The organism is Kocuria salina, assembly GCF_013368965.1.
Classification (GTDB): Bacteria; Actinomycetota; Actinomycetes; order Actinomycetales; family Micrococcaceae; genus Kocuria; species Kocuria rosea.
The window spans coordinates 25,306-38,254 of the sequence record NZ_SSSF01000009.1 but is presented as its reverse complement, the minus strand read 5'-3'; the positions used below and the strand labels follow the sequence as shown (position 1 = coordinate 38,254).

General features: G+C 75.8%; 9 protein-coding genes. 5 read left to right on the top strand and 4 right to left on the bottom strand.

What is annotated here, in order from left to right; translation table 11 throughout:
• Positions 1-127 precede the first annotated feature (127 nt).
• The gene (locus E7Z53_RS16080) at positions 128-1,609 is read left to right on the top strand and encodes a glutamate--cysteine ligase (RefSeq protein ID WP_017832312.1); all 1,482 of its coding nucleotides are present in this window, start codon (positions 128-130) and stop codon (positions 1,607-1,609) included.
• Here E7Z53_RS16080 and E7Z53_RS16075 read toward each other — a convergent pair.
• Together E7Z53_RS16075 and E7Z53_RS16070 are read right to left on the bottom strand one after the other, a co-directional pair.
• On the bottom strand, positions 1,606-2,727 hold the full coding sequence (locus tag E7Z53_RS16075) for a glycosyltransferase family 4 protein (RefSeq protein ID WP_176338204.1): 1,122 nt from the start codon (positions 2,725-2,727) through the stop codon (positions 1,606-1,608). The genes E7Z53_RS16080 and E7Z53_RS16075 overlap by 4 nt on opposite strands.
• Complete coding sequence (locus tag E7Z53_RS16070) at positions 2,724-3,881, bottom strand: alpha/beta fold hydrolase (RefSeq protein WP_115162680.1); 1,158 nt, start codon at positions 3,879-3,881, stop codon at positions 2,724-2,726. Before E7Z53_RS16070 ends, E7Z53_RS16075 begins: the two co-directional genes overlap by 4 nt.
• A 221-nt stretch (positions 3,882-4,102) precedes the next feature.
• Between E7Z53_RS16070 and leuS the strand changes: the two genes are divergently transcribed.
• The 3 genes from leuS (at position 4,103) to E7Z53_RS16055 (ending at position 10,508) form a co-directional block, all read left to right on the top strand.
• Positions 4,103-6,595, top strand: a complete 2,493-nt coding sequence (gene leuS, locus E7Z53_RS16065) for a leucine--tRNA ligase (protein WP_176338203.1) — start codon at positions 4,103-4,105, stop codon at positions 6,593-6,595.
• A 215-nt stretch (positions 6,596-6,810) separates the two neighbouring features.
• Positions 6,811-7,929, top strand: coding sequence for a ComEA family DNA-binding protein (locus E7Z53_RS20035; RefSeq protein WP_217905888.1), 1,119 nt, complete (start codon positions 6,811-6,813; stop codon positions 7,927-7,929).
• A complete protein-coding gene (locus E7Z53_RS16055) occupies positions 7,926-10,508 on the top strand; it encodes a ComEC/Rec2 family competence protein (protein WP_176338202.1) in 2,583 nt (860 codons plus the stop codon). The genes E7Z53_RS20035 and E7Z53_RS16055 overlap by 4 nt, the downstream gene beginning before the upstream one ends.
• Here the strand turns inward: E7Z53_RS16055 and E7Z53_RS20655 are convergent.
• Positions 10,505-11,290, bottom strand: a complete 786-nt coding sequence (locus tag E7Z53_RS20655; RefSeq protein ID WP_176338201.1) for a potassium channel family protein — start codon at positions 11,288-11,290, stop codon at positions 10,505-10,507. The genes E7Z53_RS16055 and E7Z53_RS20655 overlap by 4 nt on opposite strands.
• Before the next feature lie 122 nt (positions 11,291-11,412).
• Here E7Z53_RS20655 and holA point away from each other — a divergent pair, with 122 nt between their 5' ends.
• A complete protein-coding gene (gene holA / locus E7Z53_RS16045) occupies positions 11,413-12,414 on the top strand; it encodes a DNA polymerase III subunit delta (protein WP_176338200.1) in 1,002 nt (333 codons plus the stop codon).
• Between the two features lie 115 nt (positions 12,415-12,529).
• On the opposite strand, the gene rpsT is transcribed toward holA, so the two are convergent.
• Positions 12,530-12,790 carry a 30S ribosomal protein S20 gene (rpsT, locus tag E7Z53_RS16040; RefSeq protein ID WP_017833968.1) on the bottom strand — a complete coding sequence of 87 codons (261 nt, stop codon included), beginning with the start codon at positions 12,788-12,790 and terminating at the stop codon, positions 12,530-12,532.
• Positions 12,791-12,949 lie beyond the last annotated feature (159 nt).

Sequence of the window (12,949 nt, the reverse complement as noted above, 5' to 3'; positions counted from 1 at the left end):
GACCGCGCCGGCCCAGGCGCACCCGTGGTCGGCGCAGCGGCGGGTGCGCCCGGGTGTTGGCGCACGGGCCGCGGTGTGGTTGGTTGGTGTCCTGGGGCCGCGCCGCGGCCGGGAGTCGGAGGCCACCGTGGGCGAAGAGGTCAGTTCCCGCAGCTACACGCGCGAGCAGCGCCAGCGCTACCGGGAGAAGGTCCGTGCGGACCTCGACGTGTTCGAGCAGATGCTCGCCCGCGCCTCGTTCGAGTTCGACCGGCCCATGACGGGGCTGGAGATCGAGCTCAACCTCGTCGACGGGAGCTTCGACCCGCACTTCCACAACGACGAGGTGCTCGCCGCGATCGCCGACCCCGGGTACCAGACCGAGCTGGCGCGGTACAACATCGAGCTCAACGTGCCTCCCCGCCCGCTGCCCGGACGGGCCGCCCTCGAGCTCGAGGAGGACCTGCGCGCCTCGCTCAACGCCGCGGACGCCGCGGCCCGCGGGGTCGGCTCACGGATCGTGACGATCGGCATCCTGCCCACCCTGCGCCCCGAGCACTACGAGCAGGAGTGGATCAGCGACAACAACCGCTACACGGCGCTCAACGACTCCATCTTCGTGGCGCGCGGGGAGGACATCCGCCTCGAGATCGAGGGGCCCACCGGCGAGCGGGTCGACACCTGGTGCGACTCGATCGCCCCCGAGTCGGCGTGCACCAGCGTCCAGCTGCACCTGCAGGTCGCCCCCGCCCAGTTCGCGGCGCACTGGAACGCCGCCCAGGCGCTGTCCGCCCCGCAGATCGCCCTCGGCGCGAACAGCCCGTTCTTCTACGGCCGGCGGCTGCACGCCGAGACCCGGATCGCGCTCTTCACCCAGGCCACGGACACCCGCCCGGTGGAGCTGAAGAACCAGGGGGTGCGTCCCCGGGTGTTCTTCGGCGAGCGGTGGATCACCTCGATCTTCGACCTGTTCGAGGAGAACGTCCGCTGGTTCCCGGCGCTGCTGGCCGAGAGCTCCGAGGAGGACCCGGCCGCGAAGCTGCGGGCCGGGATCGCCCCGGACCTCTCGGAGCTGCGGCTGCACAACGGGACGGTCTACCGCTGGAACCGGCCGATCTACGACGTCGTGGGCGGCCGGCCGCACCTGCGGGTGGAGAACCGGGTGCTGCCCGCGGGCCCGACGATCACCGACGTGATGGCCAACGCCGCGTTCTACTACGGGGCCGCGCGCGTGCTGGCCCGGCAGGAGCGGCCGGTGTGGACCCGGATGAGCTTCCCGGCCTGCGCCGAGAACTTCACCCGCGCCGCCCGGGACGGCATCGACGCCCGGCTGTACTGGCCCGGCTACGGGGAGGTCAGCGCCGACGAGCTCGTCCTGCGCCACCTCCTCCCGCTGGCCCACCAGGGCCTCGAGGAGTGGGGGGTGGCTCCGGAGGTGCGCGAGCGCTACCTGGGGATCATCGAGGGCCGGTGCGTCTCGGGGGTCAACGGCGCGGTGTGGCAGACCCGGGCGGTCGAACACTTCGAGCGCCACGGCGCGGACCGGCCCACCGCCCTGCGCCGGATGCTGGAGGCCTACGCCGAGCACATGGACGAGAACGAGCCGGTGCACACCTGGTCGGTGCCCTAGGCGCGGCGGCGCCGGATGCGGGACTCGTGGACGCCGCGGGCGACCGCCAGCAGCTCGCGCGCGGAGTCATCCCACGAGTAGGCCCGGGCCCGCTCGAGCCCGGCCAGCACCCGGGCGCGGGCCCGGTCCGGGTCCTCGAGGGCGCGCACGGCGGCGGCGAACCCGGCGTCGTCGTCGGGCGCGGCGTAGCCGGCGGCGCCCCCGGCGACCTCCCGGAAGATCGGCAGATCGCTGCACACCACGGGCGTGCCCGCCGCGAGCGCCTCCACGAGCGGCAGCCCGTAGCCCTCGGCCCGGGACGCGTGCACCAGGGCGGCCGCTTCGGCGAGCAGGGCGGCGTACTCGGTCTCGTCCACCCCGTCGTGGAAGACGACCCGCGCCCCGTCCGGGACGAGGGCCTCCAGCTGGGCGCGGCGGGCCGGGGAGATCCGGGAGAGCAGGTGCAGCTCGTGGTCCGGGAGCCGGCCGGCCGCGCGCAGCAGGGTCTCCACGTTCTTGTACGGCAGGAAGGAGCCCATGTAGAGCAGCTTCCGGCCGCGCCGGGGCAGCCGTGCCAGGGCCTGCCCGGTGGGGAGCACGGACCCGGGCTGGGGGGCGTTGGGCACCACGTGCACGGGGCGGCGGGTGAGCCGGTGGGCGGCGATGAGCTCGCGGGTGGTGTCCGAGACGGTCACCACGGCGTCGGCGCGGTCCAGCAGGACCCGCTGGGGCCACCAGGCCCGGTGGTAGAGCCGCCAGCCCGCGCGCACGGCGGCGGGCAGGTCCCCGGGCGGCTGGGGGTGGTCGTAGTAGATGAGGTCGTGCAGGGTGAGGATCAGCCCGTGCCGGCGGCCCGCGGAGCCCATGGTCTGCATGGGGGAGAACACGACGTCGGGCGCGTACCGGTTGAGCACCAGCGCCGTGGCGGCCTCGGCGGCCGACACGGGGGAGGGCCCGGTGACGTGGGGGAGCCCCGGCAGCAGGGCGAGCTGGCGGGGGTCGCTGACGAGCAGGGCCACGTCCAGCCCTGGGGTCGCGCCGGCGAGACCGGCCACGGCCTCGGCCAGGCTCGCCCCGTAGCGGCTGATCCCGTCGTGGCGGTCGAGACGGGTGTAGCGGGCGTCCAGGAGCAGTCTCACCGGCGGCGTCCTGCCTGCTGGTCCCGGCGGGCCCGGTGCCCGCGGCGCACGATGCGCTGCAGACCGGTGAACGGGGCGGTGTCGGGGGCGGGGGCGTCGACGGGGGGCGCCTGCGCGTGCAGCGCGGGCGGCCCGCCGTCCGGTCCGGGGGGCGGGCCGGGGACCGGCTCGGGGGCGGGGGAGGAGAGGAAGTCGTGGACGAGCTCGGCGGTGCGCCCGGGGGCCTCGTAGTGGATGAGGTGGCCCACGCCGTCGAGGACCTCGAGGCGGTGCCGGGGGATCCAGGAGGCCATGGTCCGCTGCGCGGCGAGCGAGCCCAGCTCGTCCTGGGCGCCCACGACCAGCAGGGTCGGCATGCTCAGCTGCATCGCGACCTCCGCGACGGTGTGCGAGACGGAGGCCTCGTAGGCCTCCAGCAGCACGTCCCGGTCCGCGAAGGACGAGAAGTAGGCGCGGTGCTGGTGGCGCACGTAGCCGCGCACCCGGGGGTCCTGCGACTTGGTCATCACCCCGCTCATCGCGTCCGTGACGAGCCAGCTGGAGAGCAGCCGCCGGCCCAGCCGCCGGGGCAGAGCCCGGCCCAGCCGGTAGTAGCCCACCGTCAGGCGGCTCAGCAGCGCCTGCTCGCCCTCCAGCGCGGGTTCGCAGATCGGGTTGACGAGCACCAGCCGCTCGACCATCGCCGGGTGCGCGGCGGCGAAGTGCGCGGCGACCACCGAGCCGAAGGAGTGGCCCAGCACGGCGACCCCGTGCGGGGCGCCGTCGTGCACCGCGCCGTCGGTGAGGGTCTCCACGAAGCCGCGCAGGAACTCCGCGTACCCGGCGATGTCGTGGGGCCGGTCGGGGAAGGGCTCGGAGCGGCCGAAGCCGGGCAGATCGGGGACGACCACGTGGTAGCGCTCGCGGAGCCGGTCGGCGACCAGCTGCAGGCCGTGGTGGTCGCCGCGGAAGCCGTGGACCAGCACGAGCAGCGGCTTGGGGGCCCGGTCGACGTCGTAGAACCAGTAGCGCACCTTGTGCCCGTCCAGGACCATGCTGCGCCGCTCGGCCCAGGGGTTCTGCACCGCGCTGCCCGGAACGTCGGCGTCGCGGCCCGTGCCGGTGGGCCCGCCGCCGTCCGCCGCGCCGTGCCGTGCGCCGGCCGCTGCCGCCATGGTTCCTCCCTGCGGGCCCGGCAGGCGCCCGGTGCGTCCCGGCCCGCTGTCGATGCTAGCCCCTGCGGGCCGGGAGGCCGGGCGGCGCTGGGCTAGGATGGGACGGATTCCACCACCGTCGGCGCACCGCCGGGCATCCGTGATGCCCGGGTGCCGCACACGCGACCGCGCGCCGCCCGTTCCGGGGCCGGCGGCGGTCCACGACCGCGAAGGCGAGGACCGTGACCGAACAGCAGCACACGACCGAGACCACCGGGTACGACTTCCGTGCCATCGAGGCGGCGTGGCCGTCGTTCTGGGCGGAGCAGCAGGTCTACGCGCCCGTCGACGACGGCTCACGGGAGCGCCGCTACGTCCTGGACATGTTCCCCTACCCCTCGGGCGACCTGCACATGGGGCACGCGGAGGCCTTCGCGATGGGGGACGTGGTGGCCCGGTACTGGCGTCAGCGCGGCTACGACGTGCTGCACCCGATCGGCTGGGACTCCTTCGGGCTGCCGGCGGAGAACGCGGCGATCAAGCGCGACGCCCACCCGGCGGAGTGGACCTACGCCAACATCGAGACGCAGAAGGCCTCCTTCCAGCGCTACGCGATCAGCGCGGACTGGTCCCGGGAGATCCACACCTCCGACCCCGAGTACTACCGGTGGACGCAGTGGCTGTTCCTGCAGTTCCACCGCAAGGGCCTGGCGTACCGGAAGAACTCGCCGGTCAACTGGTGCCCCAAGGACCAGACGGTGCTGGCCAACGAGCAGGTCGTCAACGGGGCGTGCGAGCGCTGCCACACCCCGGTGACGAAGAAGGCCCTGAACCAGTGGTACTTCAAGATCACCGACTACGCCGACCGGCTGCTCGACGACATGGCCGCGCTCGAGGGCCACTGGCCCGAGCGGGTGCTGGCCATGCAGCGCAACTGGATCGGGCGCTCCGAGGGAGCCCACGTGCGCTTCGCCATCGAGGGCGCCGGCGAGGGCGGCACGGACCGCGAGGTCACCGTGTTCACGACCCGCCCCGACACCCTCTACGGCGCCACGTTCTTCGTGGTCGCCGCGGACGCCGAGCTGGCCGGGCAGATCGTCGCCCCGGAGCACGCGGCGGAGCTGGCCGCCCACCGGGAGCAGGTCAAGGCGCTGTCCGACATCGAGCGCCAGGCCACCGACCGGCAGAAGACCGGGGTGTTCCTGGGCCGCCACGCCGTCAACCCGCTCAACGGCGAGAAGCTGCCCGTGTGGGCCGCGGACTACGTGCTGGCCGACTACGGCACGGGCGCGATCATGGCCGTGCCCGCCCACGACCAGCGCGACCTCGACTTCGCCCGCACCTTCGACCTGCCCGTGCGCGCGGTGCTCGACACCGGCGAGGAGGACCCCGCCGTCACCGGGACCGCCACCACGGGCGAGGGCACCCTGATCAACTCGGGCGAGCTCTCCGGGCTGGAGAAGACCGAGGCCATCGAGCGCGCCATCGGCCTGGTCGAGGCCGCCGGGACGGGCAACCGCCAGGTCAACTTCCGGCTGCGCGACTGGCTGCTGTCCCGCCAGCGCTTCTGGGGGGCGCCCATCCCGATCGTGCACTGCGGGGCCTGCGGCGAGGTGCCGGTGCCCGAGGAGCAGCTGCCGGTGCGGCTGCCCGACGACCTGCGCGGCGAGCAGCTCGCGCCCAAGGGCCGGTCCCCTCTCGCGGCGGCCGAGTCCTGGGTGCACGTGAACTGCCCCTCCTGCGACGGCCCCGCCCTGCGCGACACCGACACCATGGACACGTTCGTGGACTCCTCCTGGTACTACCTGCGCTTCGCTTCCCCGAACGACGAGACCGCGGCGTTCGACCTCGAGCAGACCCGCAAGTGGCTGCCCGTGGACCAGTACGTGGGCGGCGTGGAGCACGCGATCCTGCACCTGCTCTACTCCCGGTTCTTCACCAAGGTGCTCTTCGACCTGGGACTCGTGGACTTCACCGAGCCGTTCAAGGCGCTGCTGAACCAGGGCCAGGTGCTCAACGGGGGCCGGGCGATGTCCAAGTCCCTGGGCAACGGCGTGGACCTGGGCGAGCAGCTCGACCGGTTCGGCGTGGATGCCGTGCGCCTGACCATGGTCTTCGCCTCCCCGCCGGAGGACGACGTGGACTGGGCCGACGTCTCCCCGCAGGGCTCCCAAAAGTTTCTGGCCCGGGCCTGGCGCCTGGCTCAGGACGTGACCGGCGACCCCGGGGCCGACCCGGCCGACGGGGACCTGACCGTGCGCCGGGCCACCCACCGGGCCGTCGAGGACGCCGCCCAGCTGCTCGACGCCGCGAAGTTCAACGTGGTGATCGCCAAGACCATGGAGCTGGTGAACGTGGTCCGCAAGGCCATCGACTCCGGCTGCGGGCCCGCCGACCCCGCCGTGCGCGAGGCCGTCGAGGCGGTCGCGGTCCTGCTGTCGCTGGTCGCCCCGTACACGGCCGAGGACATGTGGCACGCGCTGGGCCACGAGGGCTCCGTCGTCGTCGCCGGCTGGCCCGCGGTCGACCCGGAGCTGCTGGTGGACGACACCGTCACCGCCGTGGTGCAGATCAAGGGCAAGGTCCGGGACCGGCTCGAGGTGCCCGCCGACATCGGCGAGGACGCCCTGCGCGAGCTCGCCCTGGGCTCGGAGACGATCCGCCGCCAGCTGGGTGACGCCCAGATCCGCAAGGTGATCGTGCGCGCGCCCAAGCTCGTCAACATCGTGGCCTGAGCCGCCGCTCCCGCACGGGAGCACGACGACGCCCCGCCGCTCCCGGCCCCCGGCCCAAGCCCCCGCCCCGCACCCGGGGGCCGGTGCCCGGACCGGGGGCCGGGCCGGTGTTCAGGCCGGTGTCCGGGCTCCACAGTCCTGCTCCGGGCCCGCGCGCGTCCCCAGCGGGGCCCCGTTCGGCGCGTGGGACCGGCCGGCCGGGGTGGGCTGGGGCCATGACCGGTACCGTGCCGCGCGCCCGACGGCGAGCGAACCCCACCCCGCCCGCGCCCGTCGTCCCGCCTGCGCCTTCCGCGTCCGGCGCGACGGCTGCCGGGGCCGGGCCCGGCCGTGCTCCGGCACCAGGCGCTCCGGCACCCGGTGCTCCGGCACCCGGTGCTCCGGCACCCGGTGCCCCGGCGCCCGCCGAACGGCTGGCGTCGCTGCTGGCCGAGGCCCGCGGCGAGGCCACCGGCCCCGGCCGGGCGCCGTCGCCCCAGGACGGGGCACCGGGGGCCGCTCCCGCCCACCGTCGGCTGGTCGCCGCCCGGACCCGGGTCCCGGCCTCGCTGCTGCTGATCGTCCTGGCCGCGCTCGCCTGGCTGAGCTGGACGGTGCTGGGGCCCGGGAAGGACGGCGGGGAGGTCCCGGAGACCGCCGGGCGGCCCGTCCTCGCCGAGGCGGAGCTGGGCGGCGACCAAGGGCAGGACACCGGGCAGGACCCCGGCCGGCACGGCGGGGGCGACACCGGGCGGGAGGCCGGGGACGGAGCCGTGGCCGGTGCGGGCATGGCGACCGGACCCGGGACGGGCCCGCCGGGGTCCGCCGCGGCCCAGCCGCCCGCGGCGGGGTCGACGCTGCACGTGCACGTGACCGGGGAGGTGGCCCGCCCCGGCGTCGTGTCCCTCGAGGCCGGGGCCCGGGTCGTCGACGCGGTCGAGGCCGCCGGAGGCCTCACAGATGCCGCCGTGACGGAGTCCGTGAACCTGGCCGCCCCCGTCACGGACGGCCAGCAGGTGCTCGTCCCCGACACCGAGACCGCTCCCGTCCCTGCTCCCGGAGCTCCGGCGCCCGGAGCCGCCGCGGCGCCGGGAGCGGCGGTGCCGCCCGGGGTCCCGGGTGCACCGTCCGGGACTGGGGCACCGGAGGGCGCCGCCCCGGGTGGGACGCTGAACCTCAACACGGCCACCGCGGCCGAGCTCGAGACCCTCCCGCGGGTCGGGCCCGTGCTGGCCGGACGGATCGTGGAGTTCCGGCAGAAGCACGGTGGATTCGCCGCCGTCGCCGACCTCGACGCCGTGCCGGGGATCGGCCCCGCCCTGATGGAGTCGCTCGGGCCGCTGGTGAGCGTGTGAGGCGCCCCGTCGAATGGTGGGCCGGGGCCCTGGAGCACCAGGAGCACCGCGACGCCCGCGCGCCGGGCCGCACCTGGGACCTGCGGCTCGTCCCCGCCGCGCTGGGCGCGTGGCTCACCGGTCTGCTCGCCGCGCACCTGCCCCCGGCACGGGTCGCGGCCGCCGGGGCGCTCTATCTGGCGGCGCTGGTGCTCGGCGCCGCCCTGGTCCTCGTCGTGGCCCGCGCCCTCCGGCGGGAGGAGCCCCCGCCCGGGCGGCCCCGCGCCTCCGGGCTGTGGCGGGCCCTGCCGTGGTCGGCCGTGGCCCTGAGCGCCCTCGCCGTCACGGCCGTGCTGCTGAGCACCACGGCCGCCCAGCGCGAGACCGCCCACGGCCCGCTCGGGGCAGCACTCGCCGGGGCCGGGACGGTGGCCGTCACGGCGGAGGTGGCCGAGCCGCCCCGGCGGTGGACGGCGCCCGCCCCCGGGACCGGCCACGCGGACGAGGACCGCACCGGCGTGGTCCTGGGGCTGCGCCTCGAACAGGTCACCCACGAGGGCCGCGGCGGACCCGCCGACGTCGACGTCACGGTCTTCGCGGACGGGCCCGCCTGGGCCGGGCTGGTCCCGGGGCAGCGGATCACCGCCGTGCTCACCGCCGGGGCCCCGTCCCCCGGACCCCCGGTGCTGCGCGCCGCCGCCCCGCCGGCGGTCCTCCCGGCACGGGAGCCCGGCCGGCGGGAGCAGGTCCGGGAGCGCTTCGTGGCCGGCACCGCAGGACTGGGCCCCGACGCCGCGGGGCTGCTGCCCGGGATGACCTTCGGCGAGCGCGCCGGGATCGGCCCGGAGCTCGACCAGGCCATGCGGGACACCGGACTGACCCACCTGACGGCCGTCTCCGGCGCCAACTGCGCCCTCGTCACGGCCCTGGCCGGGCACGCCGCGCTGTCCCTCGGCGCGGGGCGGCGCACCTGCCTGGCCGCCGGCCTCGGCGCCCTGGCCGCGTTCGTGCTCCTCGTCGGTCCGGACCCGTCCGTGCTGCGCGCCGCCGTGATGGGCGGACTCGCCGCCCTCAGCCTCCTCACGGGGCGCACCGCCGTTTCCCTGGCCACCCTTGCGGGCGCCGTGATCGCTCTCGTCGTCGTCCGGCCGGCGCTCGCCGCCGAGTACGGCTTCGTCCTCTCGGTGCTGGCCACCGCGGGGATCGTGGTGAGCGGGCGGCCCCTGACCCGGTGGCTGGGCACCCGGGTCCCGGAGGTGCTCGCCGTGGCTGTCGCGATCCCCGCGGCCGCCCAGCTGTGGTGTGCCCCCGTGCTCGTGCTCCTCCAGCCCGCCGTGCCCGTGTACTCGCTGCCGGCCAACGTCCTCGCCGCCCCGCTGGTGCCGGTGGTGACCGTCTGCGGCCTCGCGGGACTGCTCCTGCTGAACCTGCCCGACGGGGCGGGCGCCGCGGCGGCCGTGCTGCCCCTGGGCGCCGGCGCACTGGGGGCGCGCCTCGTCGCCGGCACCGCCCGGGCGCTGGCCGGGGCCCCCGGGGCACTGGCCCCGTGGCCCCAGGGCCTGCCGGGCGTGCTGCTGATGACCCTGGCGAGCGCGGCGCTCCTGCTCGCCGTGCACGCCCTCGACGTGCGCCGCCGGCGCCCCCGGCCGACGTCCGGGACCGTGCACGAGGGCGACGCGCCGGTCCCCGTCCCGGAGGAGCACTGGCGGGAGCGGTCCCGCCGGCGCCGGCGGCGGTGGATCGCGGCCGCCGCGGCCGTGCTGCTCGTCCTCGCGGCGCTGGCCCTGCGCGCCGCCGTGGACGCTCGACGTCCGCCGCCGGCCTGGGAGGCCGTGCTGTGCGACGTGGGCCAGGGGGACGCCGTCCTCCTGCGCACCGCACCGGGCCGTGCCGTCCTTGTGGACACCGGCCCCGACCCGCAGGCCCTGGCACGGTGCCTGCGGCGCAGCGGGGTGGAGCACCTGGACCTCGTGGTCCTCAGCCACGACCACGCCGACCACACCGGAGGCCTGCCCGCCCTCGCCCGGCACGGGCGGATCGGCGAGGTCTGGTACGCCACGGCGGCCGCGGCACCGCCGGACGGGCTGACCGACGCGCTGCCCGGCACCCCGGCCCGCCGGCCGGCCCCGGGGGAGACCCGCACGCTGGGCGGACTGCGCCTGACCGTCCTCGCCCCGGCACCGACCGCGCCGGGGCGCTGGAGCGACCCGTCCTCCGCCGACGAGAACAACGCCTCCCTCGTGCTGCGCGCCGAGCTCACCGGCGAGGACGGCGGGTCCACCTCCTGGCTGCTCACCGGGGACCTCGAGGAGGAGGGGGCACGCGCCCTCCTGCGCACCGCCGGGCCGCTCGTCGACGTCGACGTGCTCAAGGTCTCCCACCACGGCGCGCGCAACGGCGGCACCGCCGTCATCGACGCGGCCGCTCCCCGGCTGGCCGTCGTCTCCGCCGGCCGGGACAACGACTACGGCCACCCCCACCCCCGGATCCTCGACCACCTGCGCACCCGGGGGATCCCTCTCGTGCGCACGGACGAGCACGGCAGCGCCTATATCCTGCGCGAGGGCGGCCGGCTCCGTGCCGTTCCCGCCGAGCCTTAGTCCGCCGGCCCCCGGTCCGCCGTCCCGGGTCCCGGCGGGTCCTCGCCCCCCGCCCCCCGGTCCGGGGGACCCGGCCCGGACTCCTCCCGCCGGCGCAGCTGCTCGGTGAGCTCCGCCACCTGCGCCCGCAGCGCCGCGACCTCCGCGGCCGGGTCACGGCCCCCGCGGGCGGCCACCGCCTCCACCAGCCAGGAGGCCAGCAGAGCCGTGACCAGGCCCAGCACCCCCACACCGCCCAGCATCAGGAGCACCGCCACACCCCGGCCCAGCACGGTGACCGGGTACAGGTCCCCGTAGCCCACCGTGCTCATCGTCGTGACCGTCCACCAGGCGGCGTCCCCGAAGCTCGTGATGCCCGCCCCGGGAGTGCCCCGCTCGGCGTCCAGCACGGCCAGCGACCCGACCACGCCCAGCAGCAGCGCCCCGCCGGCCAGGTGCACGGCTACCCGCCCCCGCAGGTCCGCCGAGGCCCGCCGGTTGACGACGAGCACCAGGGCGACCAGCCGCACCAGCTCCAGCTGCCGGAGCACCGGGAAGACCAGCACCAGCAGGTCCAGCAGATGACGGGAGACGAACTCCCGCCGGTCCCCGGCCCGCACAAGGCGCACCACGTAGTCCCCGACGAACAGCGCCCACACCGCGCCCAGGACCACCCGGCACGCCAGCACGAGCCGCGGATCCAGCCCCGGATCGAGGATGGGCCACGCCCACGCCACCAGGAACACGACGGCGGCCCCCGTCAGCACCCGCCCGGCCACCCGTTCCCCGCGACCCCTCCGCATGCCACGATCATGACCCCACCACCCGGGACCGCGCCACCACATGTCGCCCGGACGTGGGAAGCTGGAGACCACCCCACCCAGCAGGCGGCCCCGTCCGGCCGCCACCACAGGAGGACGCGGCCATGACCCCACCGAGGCGCCCCGCACCCACCGCCGGACCCACCTGGCGCGACGTCGAGCCCACCCCGCTGATCCTGCTCACCGGCCCCGAGGACTACCTCGCCGCCCGCGCCCGCGACCGCGTCCGCACCGCCCTCAAGGACCGGCGCGGCCCCGTCGAGCTCTCCACCGTCGACGCCGCCGCCTACGCCCCCGGACAGCTCGCCGTGCTCGCCAGCCCCTCCCTGTTCGACGACGCGAAGCTCATCCACGTCAGCAATCTCGCCGCCATGAACGACGACTGCCTCGCCGACGGCCTCGCCTACGTCCAGGCCCCCGACCCGGACGTCGTCGTGCTCTGGGAGCACAGCGGCGGCAACCGCGGCAAGAAGCTCCTCGACGCCCTCAAGGCCGCCGGCGCCGCCGTCGTGGAGTGCAAGCCCCTCAAGAACGACCGTGACAAGACCGACTTCATCGTCACCGAGTTCCGCACCCACCGGCGCCGCATCGACCCCGACGCCGCCCGCGCGCTGGCCGCCGCCGTGGGCAGCAGCACGGCCGAGCTGGCCGCCGCGTGCGCCCAGCTGCTGTCCGACGGGCCCGAGAGCATCAGCTTCGACGACGTGGAGAAGTACTACGGCGGGCGCGTGGAGGCCACCGCGTTCAAGGTCGCGGACGCCGCGCTGGCCGGACGCGCCGAGAGCGCCCTCAAGCTGTGGCGCCAGGCCCTCGACACCGGGGTGGACCCCGTCCCGATGGTCGGGGCGCTGGCCGCGAAGCTGCGCACGATCGCCCAGGTGCACGGGACCCGCGGCGGCGCGGGTCAGCTCGCCCAGCGGATCGGGGCGGCCCCGTGGATGGTGGAGCGGGCGCAGGAGGAGTCCCGGCGCTTCTCCGAGGAGGACCTCGTGCGGGCGCTGCGGGCGCTGGCCGAGGCCGACGCCCAGGTCAAGGGCGAGGGGCGGGACCCCGCCTACGCGGTGGAGCGGGCGATCACGACCATCGCCCTGTCCGGCCGCCGCTGAGCGGAGGTCCCCGGGCCGGACGGGCCCGGGGGACGACGGAGGCCCCGTCCCTGAGCGGGACGGGGCCTCCGTGCGGCCCGCCGGAGCGGCGGGCGCGGTTCGCGGGGAACCGGGATCAGATCTTGGCGACCAGCTTGGCCAGGCCGGACTTCTTGTTGGCCGCGTTGTTCTTGTGCAGGACGCCCTTGCTGACGGCCTTGTCGAGCTTGCGGGAGACGACGCGCAGGGCGTCCTGGGCGGTCTCCTTGTCGGAGGCGCCGACGGCCTCGTCGACGCGGCGGACCAGCGTCTTCAGCTCGGACTTGTACGCGTTGTTGCGCAGGCGCGACTTCTCGTTGGTGAGGTTGCGCTTCTTCTGGGACTTGATGTTGGCCACGTATAACTCCTTGGCGATGGGTGCGGAATTCGGTCAGTGAGGGCAAACAGGACAGCCATGTGACTGAGTGGGAGTGGGGACGCCCGTGTGGCGACCGTCCTGCAGTGCCCGACGACCAGCGCGGACACACAGCAGAAAAGTCTAGCAGACCGCGCCCCG

Excerpts from the sequence above, each read along its gene's own strand:
- E7Z53_RS16070 (WP_115162680.1), bottom strand. The coding sequence starts at position 3,881 with ATGGCGGCAGCGGCCGGCGCACGGCACGGCGCGGCGGACGGCGGCGGG.
- E7Z53_RS20035 (WP_217905888.1), top strand. The coding sequence starts at position 6,811 with ATGACCGGTACCGTGCCGCGCGCCCGACGGCGAGCGAACCCCACCCCG.
- E7Z53_RS20655 (WP_176338201.1), bottom strand. The coding sequence starts at position 11,290 with ATGCGGAGGGGTCGCGGGGAACGGGTGGCCGGGCGGGTGCTGACGGGG.
- holA (WP_176338200.1), top strand. The coding sequence starts at position 11,413 with ATGACCCCACCGAGGCGCCCCGCACCCACCGCCGGACCCACCTGGCGC.